At 45.6% G+C, this 23,238-nt stretch carries 20 protein-coding genes, 1 tRNA gene and 1 riboswitch; of the genes, 15 read left to right on the plus strand and 6 right to left on the minus strand.

Features of this window, described 5'->3' with window-relative positions; all coding sequences use genetic code 11:
* Window positions 1-11 precede the first annotated feature (11 nt).
* On the minus strand, window positions 12-524 hold the full coding sequence (moaB, locus tag AC6R05_RS08765) for a molybdenum cofactor biosynthesis protein B (protein ID WP_150868996.1): 513 nt from the start codon (window positions 522-524) through the stop codon (window positions 12-14).
* Between the two features lie 88 nt (window positions 525-612).
* Window positions 613-1,602, minus strand: a complete 990-nt coding sequence (gene moaA / locus AC6R05_RS08770; RefSeq protein WP_032552002.1) for a GTP 3',8-cyclase MoaA — start codon at window positions 1,600-1,602, stop codon at window positions 613-615.
* Window positions 1,591-1,744: riboswitch (molybdenum cofactor riboswitch) on the minus strand. It overlaps the preceding gene by 12 nt.
* Before the next feature lie 195 nt (window positions 1,745-1,939).
* On the opposite strand from moaA, the gene AC6R05_RS08775 reads away from it, so the two are divergent.
* Entirely contained in the window at window positions 1,940-2,827 is an 888-nt protein-coding gene (locus AC6R05_RS08775; RefSeq protein WP_150868998.1) for a YvcK family protein, read from the plus strand.
* Between the two features lie 51 nt (window positions 2,828-2,878).
* On the opposite strand, the gene luxU is transcribed toward AC6R05_RS08775, so the two are convergent.
* The 3 genes from luxU to uvrB form a co-directional block, all read right to left on the minus strand.
* A complete protein-coding gene (luxU, locus tag AC6R05_RS08780; protein WP_032552000.1) occupies window positions 2,879-3,214 on the minus strand; it encodes a quorum-sensing phosphorelay protein LuxU in 336 nt (111 codons plus the stop codon).
* Window positions 3,215-3,233: 19 nt separating this feature from the next.
* A complete protein-coding gene (luxO, locus tag AC6R05_RS08785) occupies window positions 3,234-4,634 on the minus strand; it encodes a quorum-sensing sigma-54 dependent transcriptional regulator LuxO (RefSeq protein WP_032551999.1) in 1,401 nt (466 codons plus the stop codon).
* A gap of 269 nt (window positions 4,635-4,903) precedes the next feature.
* Window positions 4,904-6,934: an excinuclease ABC subunit UvrB gene (uvrB, locus tag AC6R05_RS08790; protein ID WP_152469050.1), complete on the minus strand. Its 2,031-nt coding sequence runs from the start codon at window positions 6,932-6,934 to the stop codon at window positions 4,904-4,906.
* A 509-nt stretch (window positions 6,935-7,443) separates the two neighbouring features.
* Here uvrB and AC6R05_RS08795 point away from each other — a divergent pair.
* From AC6R05_RS08795 to AC6R05_RS08840, 10 genes are all read left to right on the plus strand, one after another.
* Window positions 7,444-7,519 (plus strand) — tRNA-Asn (locus AC6R05_RS08795).
* 281 nt (window positions 7,520-7,800) lie between these two features.
* On the plus strand, window positions 7,801-8,379 hold the full coding sequence (gene rsxA, locus AC6R05_RS08800; protein WP_032551997.1) for an electron transport complex subunit RsxA: 579 nt from the start codon (window positions 7,801-7,803) through the stop codon (window positions 8,377-8,379).
* A 2-nt stretch (window positions 8,380-8,381) separates the two neighbouring features.
* The gene (rsxB, locus tag AC6R05_RS08805; protein WP_500647167.1) at window positions 8,382-8,966 is read left to right on the plus strand and encodes an electron transport complex subunit RsxB; all 585 of its coding nucleotides are present in this window, start codon (window positions 8,382-8,384) and stop codon (window positions 8,964-8,966) included.
* 7 nt (window positions 8,967-8,973) lie between these two features.
* Entirely contained in the window at window positions 8,974-11,790 is a 2,817-nt protein-coding gene (gene rsxC / locus AC6R05_RS08810; RefSeq protein WP_500647168.1) for an electron transport complex subunit RsxC, read from the plus strand.
* The gene (gene rsxD / locus AC6R05_RS08815) at window positions 11,790-12,836 is read left to right on the plus strand and encodes an electron transport complex subunit RsxD (protein WP_500647169.1); all 1,047 of its coding nucleotides are present in this window, start codon (window positions 11,790-11,792) and stop codon (window positions 12,834-12,836) included. The genes rsxC and rsxD overlap by 1 nt, the downstream gene beginning before the upstream one ends.
* Before the next feature lie 14 nt (window positions 12,837-12,850).
* Window positions 12,851-13,480 (plus strand): electron transport complex subunit RsxG, encoded by a 630-nt coding sequence (rsxG, locus tag AC6R05_RS08820; RefSeq protein ID WP_500647170.1) that lies wholly within the window; start codon window positions 12,851-12,853, stop codon window positions 13,478-13,480.
* On the plus strand, window positions 13,480-14,172 hold the full coding sequence (locus AC6R05_RS08825) for an electron transport complex subunit E (RefSeq protein WP_150869004.1): 693 nt from the start codon (window positions 13,480-13,482) through the stop codon (window positions 14,170-14,172). Before rsxG ends, AC6R05_RS08825 begins: the two co-directional genes overlap by 1 nt.
* Window positions 14,173-14,302: 130 nt before the next feature.
* On the plus strand, window positions 14,303-14,938 hold the full coding sequence (nth, locus tag AC6R05_RS08830; protein WP_032551991.1) for an endonuclease III: 636 nt from the start codon (window positions 14,303-14,305) through the stop codon (window positions 14,936-14,938).
* A gap of 48 nt (window positions 14,939-14,986) precedes the next feature.
* Complete coding sequence (gloA, locus tag AC6R05_RS08835) at window positions 14,987-15,403, plus strand: lactoylglutathione lyase (protein ID WP_150893931.1); 417 nt, start codon at window positions 14,987-14,989, stop codon at window positions 15,401-15,403.
* Window positions 15,404-15,600: 197 nt separating this feature from the next.
* Window positions 15,601-16,035, plus strand: coding sequence for a DUF2753 domain-containing protein (locus tag AC6R05_RS08840; RefSeq protein WP_150893929.1), 435 nt, complete (start codon window positions 15,601-15,603; stop codon window positions 16,033-16,035).
* A gap of 86 nt (window positions 16,036-16,121) precedes the next feature.
* On the opposite strand, the gene motY is transcribed toward AC6R05_RS08840, so the two are convergent.
* Window positions 16,122-17,003, minus strand: a complete 882-nt coding sequence (gene motY, locus AC6R05_RS08845; protein WP_032551988.1) for a flagellar protein MotY — start codon at window positions 17,001-17,003, stop codon at window positions 16,122-16,124.
* Between the two features lie 188 nt (window positions 17,004-17,191).
* Between motY and rnt the strand changes: the two genes are divergently transcribed.
* From rnt to AC6R05_RS08865, 4 genes are all read left to right on the plus strand, one after another.
* Complete coding sequence (gene rnt, locus AC6R05_RS08850; RefSeq protein WP_032551987.1) at window positions 17,192-17,836, plus strand: ribonuclease T; 645 nt, start codon at window positions 17,192-17,194, stop codon at window positions 17,834-17,836.
* Window positions 17,837-17,909: 73 nt separating this feature from the next.
* On the plus strand, window positions 17,910-19,235 hold the full coding sequence (locus AC6R05_RS08855; protein WP_032551986.1) for a Na+/H+ antiporter family protein: 1,326 nt from the start codon (window positions 17,910-17,912) through the stop codon (window positions 19,233-19,235).
* A gap of 269 nt (window positions 19,236-19,504) precedes the next feature.
* Window positions 19,505-20,851, plus strand: a complete 1,347-nt coding sequence (locus AC6R05_RS08860) for a response regulator (protein ID WP_500647171.1) — start codon at window positions 19,505-19,507, stop codon at window positions 20,849-20,851.
* 38 nt (window positions 20,852-20,889) lie between these two features.
* The coding region (locus tag AC6R05_RS08865) for a transporter substrate-binding domain-containing protein (protein ID WP_500647172.1) at window positions 20,890-23,238 on the plus strand (2,349 nt) is incomplete at its 3' end.

A 23,238-nucleotide genomic window follows, 5' to 3' on the forward strand; every position in this document is an offset into this window, starting at 1 on the left:
GAGCACCTGCCTTATACAGAAAGGTGTGGCATGAAGTTACATGGGCGGTGGCTAGCATCAAGTTGTTGTTTGATGATTTTTGTCCAGCCTGTGCGACATGCACCTGTTGAACCAGGCATTGCAAAGATCACTGTGTGATTAGCAAAACCCGCAATCGCACGTGATTGAATTGTAGATGTGCCGATCTCTTCGTAAGAAACCTGACGGAATAGCTCACCAAAACCTTCGACTTCTTTATCGAAAAGCGGTTTCAGTGCTTCTGGAGTGCTATCACGAGAAGTAAAACCAGTACCACCGGTGATCATGATTGCTTGTACTGTTTCATCGGCAATCCACTTAGAAACGATTGCACGGATCTTGTACATGTCATCAATCACGATCTGCTTGTCGACAACGTTATGACCCGCTTCTTGAGCGTTTTCTGCCAAGTAACGACCTGATGTATCGTTCTCTTCTGTACGAGTGTCTGAAACGGTTAGTACTGCGATATTTGCAGGTTGGAATTTACTCTCTGCGTGACCCATTTGTTCACCTATTCTATCTATTTCAATGATTATACTGACTCACCCAGCTTATCTAAGCTAGGTGATTAAATGTTGTTGATATGGGAGCTTAGCCGCCAATGGAGGCAAGGTGCGGTGTCATGCCGCTGTTGCCATCATGGAGAAAGTGACTCACTGACTTGGTCTGTAGCTCGGCCTGAATGCGTGCGATGAGCGCGTCTTCTTGTTCATCCTCTTGGAGAAGATCACGCAACTCAACACCATGGTCTCCAAAGAGACACAGGTGAAGCTTGCCGGTCGCAGACACGCGCAAGCGGTTACAGCTTTCGCAGAAGTCTTTCTCATAAGGCATGATCAAACCAATCTCACCCTTGTAATCTGGGTGGACAAATACCTGTGCAGGTCCGTCATTCACGGCTTTGACTTTCAAAAGCCAACCGTTGGCGATCAGATGGTTTCTAATGGCAACGCCTGATACATGGTGTTTATCAAACAGATCGTCCATTTCGCCGGTTTGCATCAGCTCAATAAACCGCAGTTGGATAGGTTTGTCTTTAATCCAATTAAGGAATGAAGGCAGCTCTTGGCTATTAAGATCTTTCATCAACACTACGTTGACTTTGATCTGCTCATAACCGACTTCGAACGCTTTATCGATACCACGCATCACCTCGGTGAACTTATTCTCACCTGTGATTTGGTGAAACATGCGCGAATCTAAACTATCAACGCTGACGTTAATGTTCGTTAGACCAGCTTCACGCCACTGCGCTACCTGTTTCTCCATACGATAACCGTTGGTGGTGGTTGCCACTTTTTGGATACCCGGAGTGCTGGCTACTGTATCAATAATTTCAGTGAAATCTTTACGTAGGCTTGGCTCGCCACCAGTAATACGAATCTTGGAGGTACCACAATCAGCAAACGCTCTTACGATACGTTTGATCTCGGGAACACTGAGAAAAGACGAGTTTTTTTGACCCGAAGGCTTGTAGCCATCAGGTAAGCAATACGTACATTTAAAGTTACATACGTCTGTAACCGACAAGCGCAAGTAATAAAACTTGCGATGGAATCTATCTTCGAATTGTTGCGCCACGGAACACCTTTCCAAACACGGGAGGCATAATCATTTCCAATTAAGCCCTTGTGACAACATGTCACTGGCTCCCAACGCTTATCAATACAGCAAAATACCACTGTGCGACTTAGCATGTAAGAGCTCGGAGTTATGGCAACTACGGTACACTGAGGCACGCGTAGCAGCTGCGTATAAAATACTTAATAATTGTGTGTGAATCTAGTTCTGTTGCCAAAAAAACGAACCTTAACAGCAAAAAAACCGCACCAGACCCTCAAAATAACTCTTGTTGAGTATCTGCCTATAAGCATTTACCCTAAATTATAGTTGGTAATAATCTAATAAGAACTAAAAAATGAATTTGTACTCTTCAAAGAAAGTCGTCGCAGTCGGCGGCGGCCACGGCTTAGGTCGCATGTTGGCGGCACTTAAACAGTTTGGCAGTAATGCGACGGGAATTGTCGCCACTACTGATAATGGCGGCTCAACAGGCCGAATTCGAGACTGCCAAGGTGGTATCGCATGGGGTGACACTCGAAACTGTATCAACCAGTTGATTACCGAGCCTTCCATCAGTTCGATGATGTTTGAGTATCGTTTCCGAGGTCAAGGTGAACTGGATGGCCACAACCTAGGTAACCTAATGCTCACGGCTTTGGATAACCTCTCTGTTAGACCATTAGAAGCAATTAATCTTATCCGCAGTATGCTCAAAGTCGATGTCAACATTGTCCCAATGACCGAGCACCCTTCTGATCTAACTGCACTTTCGATGGAAGGCCGCTGGGTTACAGGTGAAACCAATGTCGATGACATGGACGAGCGTCTGCGCCGCCTCGATCTTTCTCCAGAGGTACCGGCAACCAAAGAAGCGGTACAAGCAATCGCAGAAGCTGATTGTATCGTGTTAGGGCCAGGCAGTTTCTTAACCAGCATTATGCCTCCATTGCTATTACCAGAAATTGGTAAGGCGATTGCTGACAATACCAAAGCTAAGGTGATTTTGGTCGAAAACCTCTCGCCTGAGGCGGGCCCTGCAGGGATGATGACACTAAGAGAGAAAATCGAATGGTGTGAACGCGCATGTAAAGCGCGCAAAATTGACGTGATTATTGGCGATACAGCTCACCCGGAACTCGATGGCCTATGGCATTGCGTTACGACTGAACTTGCCTCACCTAATCGAGATTGGCGCCACGACAGGGTCAAACTTCAGCAAGCGATTGAAGCTCAATTGGCTTAAACAGTTTACTTATCTAAGTCATACAAAGAAGGAGCATTACGCTCCTTTTTATTAATTCATCAACTGTTGGTACTCAGTGTACGTTGTGACCAATAGGACCTTCATATCTTGATAGTCTTCGTCTGTAATAGATTTGGCTTGTTTTACCTTAGCATCCAAACCAATCGCAAAGTTACACAATGAATCTGCCCCAAAGCTTGCTGCGCTGCTCTTAAGTGCGTGGCTAATATCAGCCAAATACTTGGCAGAGTCCACCGCATTACTTTGTTCTAAATGCTCGTGATAACCCTTGAGTTCCCCTAAAAATATCTCTAGTAAAACAGGGACATTTTCTTGGCCAATTTCACTAGCAAGTTCATCAACTTTTTCTTGGTTTAGTATTTTCATCGTTATTCTTATGCACTAATTATTCTGAGGATGATTGTTTTGCGTTCCACGCCTGTAATTTGCGATAAATAGTTGATGGGCTGACATCTAAGAAACCAGCCGCTCTCGGAATATTACCATCACACGCTTTAATTGCTTGTTCTATCGCAGTTTTTTCAGTGAGCCACAGTGGGAAGATATCTTTAACGGATATATCTTCGCTCTGTTTCTCTTTCAATCGTAGACTGTTTTCCAGCGGTTGGTTGAGTGGTGGTGGCAACATGTTTAAGTTGATCTCTTTGCCGTTATTAAGCACCACAACATTTCGCAAAACATTCTGCAATTGACGTACGTTACCTGGCCACTCATATTGATTAAATCGGTCGATCACTTCTTGAGAGAAACGAACAAACGCTTTGCCCTCTTCCACTGACATATAGCCTAGCAATGAGTAAGCAATTTCAATGACGTCTTCACCACGCTCGCGCAATGGCGGAAGATGCAACGGGATAACGTACAGGCGGTAATATAAATCTTCGCGGAAGCGACCCTCTTGCACTTCTTTCCATGGGTCACGGTTCGTCGCACAAACAAAACGCACATCCACACTCTTCATTTTTGAAGAACCTACTTTTTGGAACGTACCCGTTTGGATAAAGCGAAGAAGTTTTGTTTGAAGCTCGAGGTCCATTTCACACAGCTCATCGAGGAACAAGGTCCCTCCATCGGCTAATTCGGCAGCGCCTTGTCGGTCGGTAGCCGCTCCCGTGAACGCACCTTTCACGTGACCAAACAGTTCACTCTCAATCAAGTCTTTAGGGATTGCGGCACAGTTAATGGCAATAAACGGCTTGTCACCACGTTTACTCGCAGCATGGACCGCTTCGGCACACACCTCTTTACCGGTACCACTTTCACCAGTGATAAAAATACTGGCTTTACTTGATGCGGCTGAATCGATGGTACGATACACCTGCTGCATGGTTTGGCTACTGCCGATAAAACCTTGATAATTTTGGCTACCCGGATGCTCAGCGCTATTCTTCAGCTTGGTTGCTTTACGGATTGCATTGTTTACTGTGATACGAAGACGGTCTGCTTCACATGGCTTGATCAAGAAATCTTGAGACCCGTGACGCATCGCTTCGACGGCAGTATCGATTGAGCCATGTGCGGTCATGAAGATCACAGGGACTTCCGGGAAATTCTGTTTTACAGCAAATAAGACATCCATCCCCGTCATATCAGGAAGACGAAGATCCAAAAGAATGAGGTCTGGGATTCTATGGTTAAGGCTCTCAATAGCCTCTTTACCTGTACCCACGATATTGATATCTATCTCTAACGGGGTCAGGTAAGAACGATACAACGCCGCAACTGATGCTGTATCTTCCACCATTAACAAGTACTTTGACTTGTTATCAAATGTTTTTGATTGCATATCCTAGCCGATATTATTTTGCATTTATTGTAATAATCGCATTCCGCTTTGCATTATGCAAATTACAACACGCTTTTTATGGTTTTACTTTTTACTCAGGCTGAAAATCATACAGTTAAACATCCGGCATGAAGAATGCAGATTATTAATTGACCTACGGGTCACCTAGCCAACTGACGTTGTTAGTGGATGACATTCCCACAAATGTGAGCCAGTAGATTACTTGCTACTGGCTTTTTTTTACGTCACAAGCAAATGATTATTATCGATTAACTGTTGGTAATGAACTGCTGCCTCATCTGTTCAATCTCATCACGCTTCTGTGCGGCAAGCTCGAACTCTAGGTTTTGGGCGTGCTGATACATTTCAGCTTCTAGCTTGCTAATTGCTTTATCGAGTTCTTGAGGGCTCAATGTAGCGTAGTTAGCTGGCTCTTCAGCCACTTTAGACAGTGGTACTTGTTTAGATTGGCGCTGTTTCTTCGACTTGGTGATATCTCCAAGCTCCATGATATCTTTAACATTGCGCTTCAATGCTTGTGGGGTAATACCTTGCTCTTCATTGTATTGCATCTGTTTGATTCGGCGGCGCTCAGTCTCATCAATTGCCTTTTTCATCGACTTGGTGATCGAGTCACCATAAAGAATCGCCTTACCATGTAGGTTACGCGCCGCACGACCAATCGTCTGAATCAAGGAACGCTCAGAGCGCAGGAAACCTTCTTTATCTGCATCGAGGATCGCCACCAGCGAGACCTCAGGCATATCTAAGCCCTCTCGCAGCAAGTTGATACCCACCAAGACATCAAATTCACCAAGCCTCAAATCTCGGATGATCTCAACACGTTCCACCGTATCAATATCTGAGTGTAAGTAACGAACCTTAACATCATGCTCAGTAAGATACTCAGTGAGGTCTTCAGCCATGCGCTTGGTTAATGTTGTTACCAGTACTCGTTCTTCTTTTTGTGAACGGATACGAATCTCAGACAGAAGATCGTCGACTTGAGTTGCAACTGGACGAACTTCAATCTCAGGGTCCAGAAGACCTGTTGGACGAACCACTTGATCAGCAATATCGCCATCAGACTTCTCAAGCTCATAGTTACCCGGTGTCGCCGAGACAAAGATAGTCTGTGGCGCAATCGCCTCAAACTCATCAAACTTCATTGGCCGGTTGTCTAGTGCTGAAGGAAGACGGAAACCAAACTCCACCAGCGTCTCTTTACGCGAGCGGTCACCTTTATACATAGCACCAATTTGCGGCACTGTTACGTGTGACTCATCAATAACCAAAAGCCCATCAGCAGGTAAGTAATCAAATAAAGTCGGTGGTGCTTCACCTTCCGCACGCCCACTTAAATAACGGGAGTAGTTCTCGATGCCTGAACAGAAACCAAGCTCCGTCATCATCTCAATATCAAACTGTGTACGTTGAGAAATACGCTGTTCTTCCAACAGTTTATTATTATCTTTTAGGTATTGCGCTCGTTCACGCAGTTCTTCTTTGATGTTCTCAATCGCATCTAATATGGTTTCGCGTGGCGTCACATAGTGCGTTTTCGGGTAGACAGTAAAACGTGGCAAGTCGCGCTGCTTTACCACCCCAGTAAGTGGGTCGAAAATACTAATACAGTCAACTTCATCATCGAACATCTCGATTCTAACGGCATCTTGATCAGACTCAGCTGGGAAAATATCGATCACCTCCCCACGCACACGGAACTGGCCGCGCTCAAAGGCAACATCGTTTCTTGAGTATTGCAGTTCAGCTAGACGACGTAGAATATCTCGTTGGTCAATCACATCACCGCGACAGACATGAAGCATCATTTTGAGGTAAGACTTGGGATCACCCAGACCGTATATCGCAGATACTGACGCTACGATAATGGCATCTTTACGTTCAAGCAGGGCCTTAGTTGCGGAGAGGCGCATTTGTTCGATGTGTGCGTTAACCGACGCGTCTTTCTCAATGAAGGTATCAGTGGTTGGTACGTAAGCTTCCGGCTGGTAGTAGTCATAGTAAGAAACGAAATACTCAACTGCGTTATTCGGGAAGAAGGCTTTCATCTCACCGTACAATTGAGCCGCTAGGGTTTTATTTGGTGCGAGTAAAATAGCTGGACGCTGTGCTTCGGAAATGACATTAGCTAAGGTAAAGGTCTTACCCGAACCAGTAACCCCCAATAACGTTTGGTGCGCTAGCCCAGAATCTAAACCATCTAACAGCTTTGCAATAGCGGTAGGTTGGTCACCTGAAGGTTTATAGTCAGAAACCAAGTCAAAGAGCTTACTCATAGGTTGTCATTCCCATACTGTTTATTTAATCAGGGTATTGTCTCCTTAGGTTGGCTATAGATGCAACCTTTATCGAGATAATCACTTCATATTATTGTTGTTAAGTTATAGCTTTTATTCAGATTAATTGATATTATCCGTCGCCCTACCCAAGCTTCTCCGCTTAATCTCGAATATTTTCATCCACGACTTTTCCCCAAAATATCTGAAATAACCACGTTTTATGCTGTTCACACAGTAACCACAAAAAGTTATACACGCGCCAACAATCAGAATAAAGCCATACTAGCCAATCACTTACAACAAACCACCCTTTCCGAAGAAAACGCCTTATTAGCGTTGTCAAAGTTTCGCCCACACACTTATCCACAATTTTGGTGGATAACTAAAGCAAAGCCAAATTCTACAAGGGATACAGAAAAGTAAAGTAATTTATCTATTTTTTTGTCGCTATTTTCTGTTGACAGAAATCGGTGGTGTTATTAATATTCGCGTCGCTAACAAGCAATTCCCCCTTAGTTCAGTTGGTAGAACGGCGGACTGTTAATCCGTATGTCGCAGGTTCGAGTCCCGCAGGGGGAGCCAAATTTAAAGAAGCCGCATCACTTGATGCGGCTTTTTGCGTTTTTGTTGACCTGAAATCCTCGAAACTTCGTATCACTCTACTCGTAATATCTGCATTCTTAGTCTTACATTTTGCAACGATCCTTGGGATTAAGAGCGTCTATACTTGCTACAACCAAGTGAATCAAACGATTAGGCGTAGATTTTTTCATCAACTGCCTAAATCCCTAACGATCCTTGGTTGTTATTAGGTGAGCAAAGCAGGATAATATTGGGATCGGAATTTCAAGAATTAATCCATTATGACCGAATACCTTTTGTTGTTGGTTGGCACTGTGCTGGTCAACAACTTTGTGCTAGTTAAATTTTTAGGGCTGTGTCCTTTCATGGGCGTTTCCAAAAAACTGGAGACGGCAATCGGTATGGGCCTTGCCACGACGTTTGTGTTAACACTGGCGTCGGTTTGCTCGTACCTTGTAGAAAACTACATCCTTGCGCCACTGGGCATTGAGTATCTAAGAACCATGAGCTTCATCTTGGTGATTGCTGTTGTGGTTCAGTTTACTGAGATGGTTGTGCACAAAACCAGTCCAACTCTATACCGACTTCTGGGTATCTTCTTGCCACTGATCACAACCAACTGTGCAGTATTAGGTGTGGCACTTCTTAACATCAACGAGAATCACAACTTTATTCAATCGATCGTTTACGGCTTCGGTGCATCGATTGGTTTCTCTTTGGTGCTGATCCTATTTGCCGCTATGCGTGAGCGCATTACCGTGGCTGATGTACCAATGCCATTCAAAGGCGCTTCCATTGCGATGATCACAGCTGGGCTGATGTCTCTTGCATTCATGGGCTTTACAGGATTGGTGAAGTAACCATGAGTACCATTTTAATTGCAATTATTGCCTTAGCTGTATTGGCCGCTGTATTTGGCGCCATTCTCGGTTTTGCATCTATCCGATTTAAAGTTGAGGCTGACCCTATCGTCGATCAAATCGACACTATTCTGCCTCAAACACAATGTGGTCAATGTGGTTACCCTGGCTGTAGACCGTACGCGGAAGCTATTGCCAACGGAGATAACATCAATAAATGTCCTCCAGGCGGTCAGGCAACAATCGAAAAGCTTGCCGATTTGATGGGTGTAGAAGTTGAAGATTCAGCACACGATCTCGACAACAAAGTTAAGACCGTTGCCTTCATTCATGAAGATATGTGTATCGGCTGTACTAAATGTATTCAAGCATGTCCGGTCGATGCGATTGTTGGCGGGACCAAAGCCCTACACACGGTGATCAAAGATGAATGTACTGGATGTGATCTTTGTGTGGCTCCATGCCCTACAGACTGTATCGAGATGATTCCAGTAGCAACAACAACTGAAAATTGGAAATGGCAGATGAACATGATTCCGGTTACTGATATTACTAACCAAGCTGCAAACGCAGAAAAACAAGCGTAGGGTTAGTATGAACTCATTAATTGAACAAATTCGTACCGGCTCTGTTTGGACATTTCCAGGTGGTGTTCACCCTGCTGAAAACAAAAAGCAATCTAACGGTTTAGCTATCGCTCACGCTGCGATCCCGCAAGAAATTGTCCTGCCTGTAAAACAGCACATTGGTAAAGCGGGCAACCTTCTGGTCGCCATTGGCGATAATGTATTGAAAGGCCAACAGCTGACAGCTCTCGATACAGGCTTCACACTTCCTGTTCATGCTCCTACATCAGGTACCGTTGTCGCAATCGAACCAAGAACGACAGCGCACCCTTCTGGCCTATCTGAACTTAGCATTGTGATCAAACCAGATGGCAATGATCAATGGATCGAGCGCCAAGGTACTGAAGATTACACCGAAAAAACATCAGATGAGCTACTTGATATCATTCGTCAGGCTGGTATTTCCGGTATGGGTGGTGCTGGCTTCCCGACTGCGAAAAAACTGCAATCAGGATTAGGTCGCACAGAGATTCTAATCGTTAACGCGGCAGAGTGTGAACCTTACATCACCTCTGACGACAAGTTACTGCAAGAGCACGCAGACGAAGTGCTCAAAGGCATCGAAGTTGTCGAGCACCTGCTGCAGCCAAAGCTGACTGTCATTGGTATCGAAGACAACAAGCCCGAGGCGATCAAAGCTCTCGAACTTGCCGCGAAAGAGAAAGATATTGTCATCCGCGTTATCCCTACCAAATACCCATCGGGTGGTGAAAAACAGCTGATTAAGATCCTGACCAACAAAGAAGTACCTGCCGGTGGCATTCCAGCCGATATCGGGGTATTAGTTCAAAACGTTGGCTCACTCTACTCAATCAAACGTGCTGTTATTGATGGCGAGCCTGTTGTGAATCGCGTAGTCACACTTACCGGGAAAACCTTTAAGCAGCCACGTAACGTTTGGGCTCTACTGGGCACACCAGTAAGCGCATTGCTCGAAGAATTTGGATACAAAGCCGATAAAAAGTTACCGCGACTCATTCTAGGTGGCCCAATGATGGGCTTTACCCTGCCGCATGAAAATGTGCCAATCACTAAGACGTCGAACTGTATTCTAGCGCCGACACGTCGCGAGATTTCTCCAAATAGCTATGAAATGGAGTGTATCCGTTGTAGTCAATGTGCAGAGGCTTGCCCAGCTTCTCTATTACCACAGCAACTGCAATGGCACGCTAAGGCGAATGAGCTCGATAAGTGTGAAGAACTGAACATTAAAGATTGTATTGAATGTGGAGCTTGTGCGTTTGTCTGTCCGAGTGAGATCCCATTAGTTCAGTACTACCGCCAAGCGAAAGCCGAAATCAAAACTCGCCGCGATGAAGCTGCTGCAGCCGAGAGAGCCAAACAGCGTTTTGAAGAGAAAAATGCTCGTATGGAACGCGATAAAGCAGAACGCGAAAACCGCTTTAAGAAAGCAGCAGATAACCGTCGTAAAGAGATGAAAACATCTGACGGGGATGATGCTATTGCTGCAGCTATCGCACGAGTGAAAGCGCAAAAAGCGGCTGCGGACACTACAAGTACAGAGCCTGCTGTGAAACCAGCAGTCGCCGCAGCCATTGCGAAAGCAAAAGCGAAACAAGCTGCGGCTCAACAAAGCAACAGTGCAGAACCAGATAACTCTGAAATGTCCAAGCTGCGTGAGGAGCGTAAGAAGCTAGCAAGAGAGCGTAAAGCTCAACAAGCTAATGCAGAAAACCAAACGTCAGGCGAAGACAAAAAAGATGCGGTCGCTGCTGCCATTGCACGCGCTAAAGCGAAAAAAGCCCAACAGGCAGAAACAAGCTCAGACGCAAGCAGTGACAACAAGAAAGATGCCGTAGCTGCCGCAATAGCTCGAGCTAAAGCTAAGAAAGCTCAACAATCAGAAACAAACTCTGATGCGAGTTCGGACAGCAAAAAAGACGCTGTAGCTGCAGCTATTGCGCGTGCCAAAGCGAAAAAGGCACAGCAAGCTCAGCCACAAAATGAACAAGTAGATACCGAATCAGAAGACGAAACGGTTGATCCGAAAAAAGCCGCAGTTGCTGCTGCCATTGCACGCGCTAAAGCGAAAAAGGCACAACAAGCTCAGCCACAAACTGAACAAGTAGATACCGAATCAGCAGACCAAACGGTTGATCCGAAGAAAGCTGCGGTTGCTGCTGCCATTGATCGTGCCAAAGCCAAAAAGGCACAGCAAGCTCAGCCACAAGTGGAAGAAGTAGAAACGGAGTCAGCAGACGAAGCGGTTGACCCGAAGAAAGCTGCGGTTGCTGCCGCCATTGCGCGCGCTAAAGCGAAAAAGGCACAACAAGCTCAACCACAAGCTGAAGAAGTAGAAACGGAATCAGCAGACGAAGCGGTTGACCCGAAGAAAGCTGCAGTTGCTGCTGCCATTGCGCGCGCGAAAGCGAAAAAGGCACAGCAAGCTCAACCACAAGCTGAAGAAGTAGAAGCGGAACCAGCAGACGAAGCGGTTGACCCGAAGAAAGCTGCAGTTGCCGCTGCCATTGCGCACGCCAAAGCCAAAAAGGCACAGCAAGTTCAGCCACAAGTGGAAGAAGTAGAAACGGAATCAGCAGACGAAACGGTTGATCCGAAAAAAGCTGCAGTTGCCGCGGCCATTGCGCGCGCTAAAGCGAAAAAGGCACAGCAAGCTCAACCACAAGTGGAAGAAGTAGATACGGAATCAGCAGACGAAGCGGTTGATCCGAAAAAAGCTGCAGTCGCTGCCGCTATTGCACGCGCTAAAGCTAGAAAAGCTCAGCAAGAGCAGAATAAAAAGAACATTGAGGAGAAAGAGTAGTGGCCTTCTTTATTGCCAGCTCACCGCACGCGCATAGCCGCAGAAGCACGCCAGATCTAATGAAATGGGTGGCGATTGCGGCATTACCTGGATTATTGGCGCAAACCTACTTCTTTGGTTGGGGCACAATTATCCAACTTGTTTTGGCTATTTTGCTCGCCGTTGCTTTTGAAGCTGGTGTTATGTTGCTTCGTAAGCGCCCACCTATCATGGCTCTGCGTGACTACAGTGCAGTCGTGACAGCTTGGTTGCTTAGTGTTGCAATCCCTCCACACTCTCCGTGGTGGTTGATGGTTATCGGCTTATTCTTTGCCATTGTTATTGCTAAGCACCTCTATGGTGGATTAGGACAAAACCCATTTAACCCAGCCATGGTCGCGTACGTGGTATTGCTGATTTCATTCCCAGTACAAATGACCAGCTGGAATGCGCCAATCAGTTTGAGTGCAGAGCCTGCAAGTTTTGTTGATTCGTTCTTGATGATCTTCACTGGCTTCAACAATGAAGGCCTATCATTGCAGCAAGCTCGTATCGGTATCGATGGCACGACAATGGCAACGCCACTGGATGCCTTTAAGACAGCATTAGCTGCAGGTAACACAGCTTCTGAAGCACTTTCACAGCCACAGTTTAGCTGGCTTGCAGGCATCGGTTGGGAGTGGGTAAACATCGCTTACCTTCTGGGCGGTTTAGTACTTATCAAACAGCGCGTGATTCAGTGGTATATCCCTGTTTCTTTCTTAGCGAGTCTGGCGCTGTTTAGTCTGGTGTTCAGTGTGCTTACTCCGGGTGAGACAGCATCGCCTATGGTTCACCTACTTTCTGGTGCGACTATGCTAGGTGCATTTTTCATTGCAACAGATCCGGTTTCAGCCTCAACCACGGTTAAAGGTCGACTCGTTTTCGGTGCAATGATCGGTGGCTTAGTCTTCATTATTCGTAGCTGGGGTGGTTTCCCTGATGGCGTTGCATTTGCAGTATTGTTAGCAAACATGTGCGTTCCGTTGATCGACTACTACACCAAACCTCGTACATACGGCCATTAAGGAAACGACAGACAATGCTAAATGCGATTAGAAAAAATGGTCTAACCCTTGCGATTTTTGCCTGTGCATCGACTGGTTTAGTGGCTGTGACTCACTACCTGACCAAAGATCAGATCAAGCTACAAGAACAAGCTCAACTGCTGTCGGTTTTGAATCAAGTGATTCCTCACGAGAAGCACGATAATGAACTTTTTTCATCCTGTACCTTGGTTGAATCTGAAGCACTTGGCAGTAAACAAGCCATGCCAGCGTACATAGCAACCATCAATGGTGAACCGAGCGCAATTGCGATTGAAGCGATTGCACCTGATGGATATAACGGTGCGATTAAGGTGATCGTTGGTCTTGATATCGATGGTACTATATTGGGAACTCGTGTGCTTTCACACCAAGAGACACCTGGACTTGGGGATAAGATCGATCTACGCGTCACCGACTGGATCACTTCATTTACTGGCAAGCAAGTCACTGAAGCGAACCAAGATAAATGGAAAGTACGCAAAGATGGCGGTGACTTTGACCAATTTACTGGTGCGACTATCACACCAAGAGCTGTTGTCAAAGCGGTTAAAAACGCCGTCGTTTTCGTTAATGAAAACCAACAAACACTATTATCTCAGCCTAAAAACTGCGGAGGAGCGTAATGAGTGAACATAAAACACTAATCAAAAATGGTATGTGGGCAAACAACCCTGCCCTTGTACAACTGCTTGGCCTTTGTCCATTACTAGCGGTGTCGTCGACTGTGACTAACGCGCTAGGCTTGGGCATTGCAACACTGTTAGTTCTAGTTGGCTCGAATGTTTGCGTATCTCTGGTTCGTAACCATGTTCCAAAAGAAGTACGTATTCCCGTATTTGTCATGATCATCGCGTCGTTAGTAACTTGCGTTCAACTATTGATGAATGCTTACGCTTACGGCCTATATCTGTCTCTAGGTATCTTTATTCCGCTTATCGTAACCAACTGTATTATTATTGGTCGCGCAGAGGCATTCGCTTCTAAAAACACCGTACTCCCAGCAGCACAAGACGGCTTCTGGATGGGTATGGGCATGACTGCCGTTCTTGTTGTACTGGGCGCTATGCGCGAGGTCATTGGTAATGGCACTCTGTTTGACGGTGCGGATCTGTTACTTGGCGATTGGGCAGCCGCACTACGAATTGAAATATTCCAATTCGATAATAGCTTCCTACTGGCACTGCTTCCGCCGGGCGCGTTTATTGGCGTTGGCTTCTTGATTGCATTGAAAAACCTCATCGACCATCAAGCGAAAGCAAGACAGCCAAAACAAGAAAAACCAACCATCGAACGTGCTCGTGTTACTAACGCGTAGTTCAAACTATTCAAAGGGGCTAATTTAGCCCCTTTTGCAAATATAAATAGAGACACTCATAAGAGTGCAAAAATGAGCAAGCTTGACGCTTAAGCGACTCCAAGCTTTAAAACTGGAAAGTAATGTCACTATGAATAATGTCAAACGCGTTCAGATCTTAGAGCGTTTAAGGGAGAACAACCCGAATCCTCAAACCGAACTTAACTGGAGTTCGCCGTTTGAGCTGTTAATCGCTGTTTTACTATCAGCCCAAGCGACTGATGTCAGTGTGAACAAGGCAACCGACAAGCTTTATCCTGTCGCCAACACACCTCAAGCTATCTACGACCTAGGTGTCGAGGGGCTAAAAGAGTACATCAAGACGATCGGCCTGTTTAACTCTAAAGCCGAGAACACTATCAAGACCTGTCGCATGTTGCTCGACCTGCACAACGGCGAAGTTCCTGAAGACCGTGCCGCTCTTGAAGCCTTACCTGGTGTTGGCCGAAAAACAGCAAATGTGGTGCTCAACACTGCATTTGGCTGGCCAACCATTGCCGTCGATACTCACATTTATCGCGTATCGAATCGTAGTAAGTTCGCAATGGGTAAAACTGTTGATGACGTTGAGCAAAAACTGCTTAAAGTCGTACCAAAGGAGTTCAAGCTAGATGTACACCACTGGCTGATTCTGCACGGCCGCTATACTTGTGTGGCGCGCAAGCCACGCTGTGGTAGCTGCATCATTGAAGACTTATGCGAATTCAAAGAGAAGACCGAAGTCTAACCAATTATCGGTTTTCTATAAAAACATCTAAGCTAGGAGCAAAACACTATGTCAAATGGCCGTATTTTACACACCATGCTGCGCGTTGGTGATCTTGACCGTTCAATCGAGTTCTACACAAACGTTATGGGTATGAATGTACTTCGTCGTAACGAAAACAAAGAGTACGAATACACATTAGTATTCGTGGGCTATGGCGATGAGTCACAGGGCTCTGTAATCGAGCTGACTTACAACTGGGGTACGTCTGAGTACGACCTTGGTAACGCATTTGGTCACGTAGCGATTGGCGTTGACGACATCTACAGTACTTGTGACGCTATCAAAGCGGCAGGCGGCAACGTTACTCGTGAACCAGGCCCTGTGAAAGGCGGTTCAACTCACATTGCATTCGTTAAAGACCCTGACGGCTACATGATTGAGCTGATTCAAAACAAACAAGCAAGTGCAGGTCTAGAAGGTTAATTCCTTATCTAAACTTCACTGAATAGCAACATTCTGTAAGACATAAAGCGAGCATGGTGCTCGCTTTTTATTTGCCTCTATTTTGTAGCAGCGCGTCTCAGAAAACACTATATCTTGCCGAATTCTCAATCATTAGACTTTACTTGATAATGATTATCGTTTAGATTGATGCCAGTTTTAATTAGGGAGCTATCATCATGATAAACGAATGGGAAAAACACACATTACTTGCCGATACTGCACTGCAACTCGACGATCCTATTCGAAGCATCCTTCATTATCAGCAAGCTCTGACTCTCAGTGAAAAAATCACTGAACGCACTGATATTGAAGCTGACGAGCGACTATTAATTTCAGTTATCTCTTGCCACAACTTAGCGCAATTTTGGCGTTGGGCGGGCGACACTGATTATGAATTGAAGTATCTTCAACTGGCTTCTGAAAAAGTGTTAACCCTTATTCCTCAGTGCCCTAACACGCAATGCTCAAGCTTCATCGATTCTATTGGCTGCTGCAAAAAGGCATTGATTGACTTCATGAAACGTCACCCGAACCCCCAGATAGCGTCCATGGTTGAAAAGATCGATACCGCAACCAATTGTGAAATCATTGCTAAGTTCCGTCTGAATTAGTTCCTGCCCGGAAACAAAAAATGCCAGTCTCAACAGACTGGCATTTTTTATCAGTTAACTTATTAAAGCGGCAAGAACCGTAAAATCTAGACCTGAGTTCGTCCAAGCGAAATCACCACGCGTCGGTTCTTATCTTTGCCAATTGGAGACGCATTATCAGCAATTGGGCGGCGCTTACCATAACCTTGCACCTGAATTCGCTCTTCGGAAAGACCAAGCGATTTAAAGTACTCACGTAAAGACTCTGCTCGACGCTCCGATAAGTTTTGGCTAACACCTTTGCTGTCCGCCGAATCGGTATAGGTCGCCACCAGCACAAGGTCAATATCTTGGTTATAACGAATGTATTCGGCAATCTGACTCAAGCGCTTTTGCGATGCCTTACTCAACTGGTCACTGTTTCGATCGTAGTGCAGAATCGTAAATGAGATATCTTCAAAGCTGTAAGGCAGTAGATTCGAAATACAGTCACTGAACACATTATATTTCTGTTGGAACAATACCGAAGAGAGTGCCACTTCAATTCGTTGGTCTCGGCTTTGCCACTCTTGGTAGCTAAACGTTGGGTAACGCCCTTTCTCTAACTCGCTCAAGATACCCCAAGCAGTTTGACCACCAACATAGCCGTCAAATTGTTGGAAAAACTTAATCGTTGTCATTCGATCAGCACTCTCACCTGGACGCCACGGAGGCGGCATAGAGATCAAACTGACATTGCGTGTTGCCCCCATTGGACGGCGCATTTTCAATTCAAAGTCTAATATGATCTTTTTGCTGGCACGGGATGAAAACTCCGCATCACCAAAGTTTGGAATTGGGTGAACCAATCGACATTCCAATGGGGTATTTGCCACCATTTCCCAAGTCGACTGTTGAGGAGATGCCCCATATCGCTTCTCTTGCGCAAGCGCCGTCGACGACATCAGTAACGAAAACAGAATTGAACCTGTAATTAGTCGTTTATTCATAAGGGGGAATATCTCTTAAGCAATTCGTTTAACAATGCAGCCAATTGCCGCATATTCTCTCTGAACAGATTAATGCAAATATCGCGCCGAGTGTGGGTAGCTAATTTATGAATTAATCACTTTCTGGAGTTTTTATCACTGCTATTATCTGCAATAATGCAGCCTCAATCACACTTATTTGGGCTAACATGACTGTAGAAAACGAAGCTCTGACCCTAAAAAAACGTTTCCGTGGCTATTTTCCAGTAGTCATTGACGTGGAAACCGCAGGGTTCAACGCGAAAACCGATGCATTATTAGAAATCTGTGCCATTACCCTAAAAATGGATGAAAACGGAGATCTCCATCCAGCATCGACGCTTCATTTTCATATCGAGCCCTTTGAAGGTGCCAACATCGAGCAAGAAGCCTTAGATTTCAACGGCATCAAAGACCCTTTCAGTCCATTACGTGGTGCGGTCTCTGAGCAAGAAGCCCTCAAAGAGATCTACAAACTTGTGAGAAAAGAACAAAAAGCTTCCAACTGCAGCCGCGCCATTATGGTGGCACACAACGCAACATTCGACTTAAACTTCGTCAATGCTGCTAGTGAGCGTTGTAAGCTTAAACGCGTCCCTTTCCATCCTTTTGCAACTTTTGACACTGCTGCCTTAAGTGGACTTGCCTACGGCCAAACCGTTCTGGCTAAAGCTTGCCGTACTGCAGGGATGGAATTCGACAACAAAGAAGCACACTCTGCTTTGTATGATACCCAGAAAACAGCTGAACTGTTTTGCGGTATTGTCAACAAATGGAAAGCGCTTGGCGGCTGGCCACTTGTTGAACCAGAATAAAAATAAAATCGACACACGTCTTTTCGTAATGTCATTAATTAAAAATAGTTAAACACAACACTCCGAGAAAATTATGAACCCTGTTGTTATATCAGTTTGCATCATGCTAGTTCTAGCCTTGATGCGTGTTAACGTTGTCGTTGCTCTCACGTTCAGTGCGATCATCGGTGGCGTTGTGTCGGGCATGACTCTTAACGATGCCGTTGCTGCTTTTGAAAGTGGCTTAGGTGGCGGCGCGACTATCGCTCTAAGCTACGCAATGTTAGGGACATTTGCTGTTGCTATCTCACGCTCAGGTATTACTGACCTGCTTGCTCAAAGCGTTATCAAGCGCATTCACGGCAAAGAGAACAGCACAGCTTCGACTGGTTTGAAATACGGCATTCTTGCATCACTTATTCTTGTAACGATGTCTTCTCAAAACGTTATCCCTGTGCATATCGCCTTCATCCCAATTTTGATTCCACCTCTACTAGGCGTGTTTGCAAAAATGAACCTCGATCGTCGTTTGATCGCGTGTGTTCTGACTTTCGGTCTGATCACACCTTATATGGTTCTTCCAATCGGTTTCGGTGGTATCTTCCTAAACAACATCCTGCTAAAGAACCTTCATGACAACGGCCTAGAAAATGTTGTTGCGAGCCAAGTTCCTGTCGCGATGCTACTACCAGCAGCAGGTATGATCTTTGGTCTACTGACTGCAGTGTTCTTTACTTACCGCAAACCTCGTCAATACAAAGAAACTGAACTTACAACGGTTTCTACAGAGACTAAGCAAATCAACAAGAAACACATCATTGTTGCAGCAGTGGGTATTGTAGCAGCACTGACTGTACAACTTTCTACTGGCTCTATGATCATTGGTGCTTTGGCTGGCTTCATGGTGTTTACGTTTGGTGGCGTGATTGCATGGAAAGAGACACAAGATGTGTTCACGAAAGGCGTTCACATGATGGCGATGATCGGCTTCATCATGATCGCAGCAGCAGGTTTTGCAGCGGTGATGAAACAAACTGGTGGCGTTGAGTCTCTGGTTGAAGCGCTATCAACATCAATCGGCGACAACAAGCCTCTTGCTGCACTCCTAATGCTGGTTGTAGGCCTACTGGTAACCATGGGTATCGGTTCTTCGTTCTCTACGATTCCAATTCTTGCGACGATTTACGTTCCGCTAGCGGCAGCATTTGGTTTCTCTCCAATGGCGACTATCGCACTAGTGGGTACTGCTGCAGCATTGGGTGACGCAGGTTCTCCAGCGTCTGACTCTACGTTGGGTCCAACATCTGGCCTTAACGCAGATGGTCAACACGAGCACGTATGGGAAACGGTAGTACCAACTTTCCTACACTACAACCTTCCACTGATTGCATTCGGTTGGATTGCTGCAATGGTTCTTTAGCCCATAGCTAAGAAGCTAAGAGCGAAACGCATACCGTTTAAAAGCCGCCTATCATTAGGCGGCTTTTTATTACCTTTTACATACCCTCCCCCTTATTACGTACGTGATGCCCTTTCCAAAAACACTCTGTTTTTATGCACCAGGTGGCATTTCATAACATGCCCTTCTACACTTAAGTGTCTAATAAATAAGCTGTGCAATCCTAGATAAATAATTCGATAAACAGATGGATATGTACGGTAAAGGCTCAAACGTCATAAGGCTAATATATGGATATACTTGCCCAATCACGCTACCTGATCATTGATGACAGTAGCGTAATTCAGAGTGCGACCAGAGCGCTTCTTATCAAGCTTGGTGTACCTAACAACAACGTTATCAGTGCGTCCAATGCTCAAAATGCTATTGAGGCGTGTCGAGCACACCGATTTGATATTCTATTGGTCGACCACGACCTTGGTGCTGGCAGTAATGGCCTGCAGCTATTGGAGTACTTACAACAAAAAGAGCTGATCAAACCACAAACTCTGGTTTTCATTGTGACTGGTAATGACAGTCAAGATATCTTCTTTGGTTACGCAAACTTCGAACCAGATGGGTATTTAATTAAACCGATACGTGCAGACGATATCATCAAACGTGTCACGTCAGGACTCTCCAGACAACACTACTTTTCAACACTCGAGCAAACATACGTTAAAAGTGGTCTCAATGCCGTGAAGCCTCTCTTCGCCAAAGCACCGGATCCTTCAGCTTTGAAAGATGCCATTGTCTATATGGCGAAAGTCCTTATCAAAAACCAAAAACTCGATGAAGCGCAAGCCATGCTCAACGGCCTGTTGCAGTTGCATGATTACCTCCCAGCCAAGACAAAGCTCGTTGAAATCCTGATAGCTAAGCAACAATATCATGACGCGCTAACCCAACTCGATGCCTTGATCACGGCCAACCCGCGCAGTCTCAAATTGCAGCGGCTTAAAGTAAAAGTGTGCTTAAACACCAATAAGTTAGAGATGGCTGACAGCATGATTGATCATGTGTTATCAGTGAATAGTAGCAATATCGAACTCACTAATACCATGGTGTGGCTACAACTGCTCAACCGCGATTTTGATAAAGCCACCCAACATTTAAAATCTTTAGCACCGCTTCTACCTCACTCGATCTGGGATACATCAGGAAAACGGGCTCTGATCCTATGGTTTGACTCTTCAAAACTGACAGAGAAGGAGCTGCAATTGTGGCGACCGGAAGCGGCATGGCAGAGACTTTCTCATGCAGAAAAGAGCTATGCACTCAGCAAACCACTACTCAAGTTGTGTCGCACCATACAGCTTATCCAACTCAATCAACCAGATTCGGCACTGCAACATATCGAAAACACATCCACCAATGAGTTTTCTGAAAATGATATCGAGGCATTTTTCTTACTGGCGGTGTGTTATCAAGCATTAGGAGCACATGACAAAGTTGAACAACTCAAGCGCCATTTAGATAGCCTACTTCAATCAGACAGCAGTGGTTTGGCGCATTTACAACAAATGGCATTACAACAAGCAGACAACTTTGCTCTACCACCACTTGTTAAAGCTGTGCCAGCCGCAGCTAACTGTTAGTTCCTCTACAAATAAACCGCTAATGACAGGATGTCTTTATGCATGACGATTGTGTTCAAAACCTAGTTAAACGCTTCTTACTGCCCTTTATCTGGCTATGTTTAGTGGCGCAGCCGCTCTATGTCCATGCCGAGGTTCAAGTTCAAGCACAGTCAAACCACGCATTGAGTTCAAGCACTATAAGCTCATCGAACAAGCCTGTTCTAAGAGTTGGCCTCCCCTCTTACGACATGGTGCCATATAGCTATCAACATAAGACTCCTAGCGGTAGCAGCGTTACCGAAGGGTTATTGATAACCATGCTAGATCAAACGTCGATTAAAGCTGGATTTGAATATGAGCTCACGCTCTATCCTACTTTCAGTGCAGTACTAGACGCATTTAGACAAGGTGAACTCGATTTATTGGTTGGGGTTTCAGCGACAAAAGAGCGCCAAGATTATATGGCGTTCAGTGAACCGATGTTTTCAATTCGTCGAGCGGTAATCACCCAACAACGAAGCATTAACCAACTGAGCGATCTCGCGACAGCCAATCTTGCTCTTGAAGAAGGTTTTGCGTTGAATGATTTGCTTCCTAGCTTGCTACCCGACAGTCGGATAACCAGGTTAACGAGTACGCAAGATGCTTTCCTCGCCATCAAAGAGAACCACGTTGATGCTTATATCGGTGATGCGCTCGCTCTATCAGCCCTGTTGAGAGAGCAGCCCCAAGAGTCGCTGATGCTTTCATTATTGCCCGATTTACCCGCTGACCATCTCCACTTTGCTGTGAAGAAAGGCAAACATAGGCTATTGAGTAGAATTAACTTTGCCTTAGAAGACATCAAGCAAGATTCACTTACTTCCATATACAATCAATGGCTTGCGCCTTCTCAACACTCAATGCTTTTAAATTACGGGACGCTCAACCTTACGTTAGAAGAGCAAGAGTGGTTGGAAAGAAACCCGACAATTCCTGTTGGAGTTCACGGACATTGGTACCCTTATGACTTCATCAATGATCAGAAGCAACACGATGGTCTATCTGCTGATGTACTTAAGCTGATTGGTAACGTCCTGGGCGTCTCATTTGAGACCAAGACCTACATCACCACTGAAGCGGCAGAAGTTGCATTTAATCGTGGTGAAACCATGTTATTGACCAACATGACGCCAACCTCGGAAAAGGCGAGATATATGGATTTTACTCAGGCCTACAGTTACGAGCCTTGGGTAATACTCAGTCGAGCGGATCGCTTTGGTAGCTTCACACCAAGCCGTTCCGAGAGTATCGGAATCATTGAGAATAGTGGTGGAGCAACCGTACTCCCTTCGCTCTGCCTAGCCTGTCAGGGACAAACCTATATCAATCATGTCAGTGCTTTCCAAGCGTTGCAAAAAGAAGAAATTGAATATGTGTTGGCTTCTTTGCATCATGCCGCCCCCCTTCTCCATCAAGACTACTTAGGGCAGTTTAAAATCACTGGAACCATTACCGAGCAAAACAATGCTCAGCTGGCAATGGCCGTTAACTTCCGCCACCCTATGCTACTTAGCATCCTTAACAAAACGATTAGCGCCCTGCCTCTAAAGGAGCTCGAGCGTCTGGAAAGCAAATGGTTAACGTATGAATATCAAGAAGGTTTATCGCCTCGCGAAGTCGCTAAATGGTCAGCCATCATTGGCTTAACCATAGGTTTGATCATCTTAGCGATCGTCTTTTGGAACCGAAAGATGGCGGCTGAAATCAAACAAAGAAAGATTGCTGAAGAGCGCGCTAGAGCCGCAGAAACCCACTTGCAAACCTTGGCCGATAACATTGATGGTGTGGTGTTAAAGCACACTCAAGTCGACATAAACCAACCCTTAAGCGTTCAATTTAGCTTCGTCAGTGCCGGTGTGAACGACATGTTTGGTCTAACAGCACAAACCGTTCAAGACACGCCACAGAGGCTATTTCAACTGTTTTCTGCTCAAGGAATACGCGAGTTAGAGACCATTATTGTCCAGGCCTTGCCTACGGGGCATTGGGAGAGCGAGCAACAAGTGAAGCTCCCCACTGGCGAAACTAAGTGGGTTAAGTTCAGCAGCCAAGTATCCCATAGCTCGGATACAACCAGCTCCAAATCGTCCGAACAAAATGATGTGGAAGCGCCGAACAAGAATCGAAGTAACCAGCAAAGCGCCATGCAGTGGAATACGGTGATTACCGATATCACCCTCCTCAAGAAACAACAACAAGCATTGGATAACGCGCGGCAGAAAGCGGAAAGTGCAACCGCGGCCAAATCCCAATTCCTCGCTACCATCAGCCATGAAGTTCGTACGCCAATTAGCGGTATCTTAGGTCTATTAGAGCTGATGCAGGAGCATCAATTGAATGAAGAGCTGCAGAGCTTGCATGGA

This window comes from Vibrio sp. R11-SG3-ISO9 (assembly GCF_059834255.1).

Coding starts and splice junctions, on each gene's coding strand:
- moaB (WP_150868996.1), bottom strand. CDS start 524: ATGGGTCACGCAGAGAGTAAATTCCAACCTGCAAATATCGCAGTACTA.
- AC6R05_RS08775 (WP_150868998.1), top strand. CDS start 1,940: ATGAATTTGTACTCTTCAAAGAAAGTCGTCGCAGTCGGCGGCGGCCAC.
- luxU (WP_032552000.1), bottom strand. CDS start 3,214: ATGAAAATACTAAACCAAGAAAAAGTTGATGAACTTGCTAGTGAAATT.
- luxO (WP_032551999.1), bottom strand. CDS start 4,634: ATGCAATCAAAAACATTTGATAACAAGTCAAAGTACTTGTTAATGGTG.
- uvrB (WP_152469050.1), bottom strand. CDS start 6,934: ATGAGTAAGCTCTTTGACTTGGTTTCTGACTATAAACCTTCAGGTGAC.
- rsxA (WP_032551997.1), top strand. CDS start 7,801: ATGACCGAATACCTTTTGTTGTTGGTTGGCACTGTGCTGGTCAACAAC.
- rsxB (WP_500647167.1), top strand. CDS start 8,382: ATGAGTACCATTTTAATTGCAATTATTGCCTTAGCTGTATTGGCCGCT.
- rsxC (WP_500647168.1), top strand. CDS start 8,974: ATGAACTCATTAATTGAACAAATTCGTACCGGCTCTGTTTGGACATTT.
- rsxG (WP_500647170.1), top strand. CDS start 12,851: ATGCTAAATGCGATTAGAAAAAATGGTCTAACCCTTGCGATTTTTGCC.
- AC6R05_RS08825 (WP_150869004.1), top strand. CDS start 13,480: ATGAGTGAACATAAAACACTAATCAAAAATGGTATGTGGGCAAACAAC.
- nth (WP_032551991.1), top strand. CDS start 14,303: ATGAATAATGTCAAACGCGTTCAGATCTTAGAGCGTTTAAGGGAGAAC.
- gloA (WP_150893931.1), top strand. CDS start 14,987: ATGTCAAATGGCCGTATTTTACACACCATGCTGCGCGTTGGTGATCTT.
- AC6R05_RS08840 (WP_150893929.1), top strand. CDS start 15,601: ATGATAAACGAATGGGAAAAACACACATTACTTGCCGATACTGCACTG.
- motY (WP_032551988.1), bottom strand. CDS start 17,003: ATGAATAAACGACTAATTACAGGTTCAATTCTGTTTTCGTTACTGATG.
- rnt (WP_032551987.1), top strand. CDS start 17,192: ATGACTGTAGAAAACGAAGCTCTGACCCTAAAAAAACGTTTCCGTGGC.
- AC6R05_RS08855 (WP_032551986.1), top strand. CDS start 17,910: ATGAACCCTGTTGTTATATCAGTTTGCATCATGCTAGTTCTAGCCTTG.
- AC6R05_RS08860 (WP_500647171.1), top strand. CDS start 19,505: ATGGATATACTTGCCCAATCACGCTACCTGATCATTGATGACAGTAGC.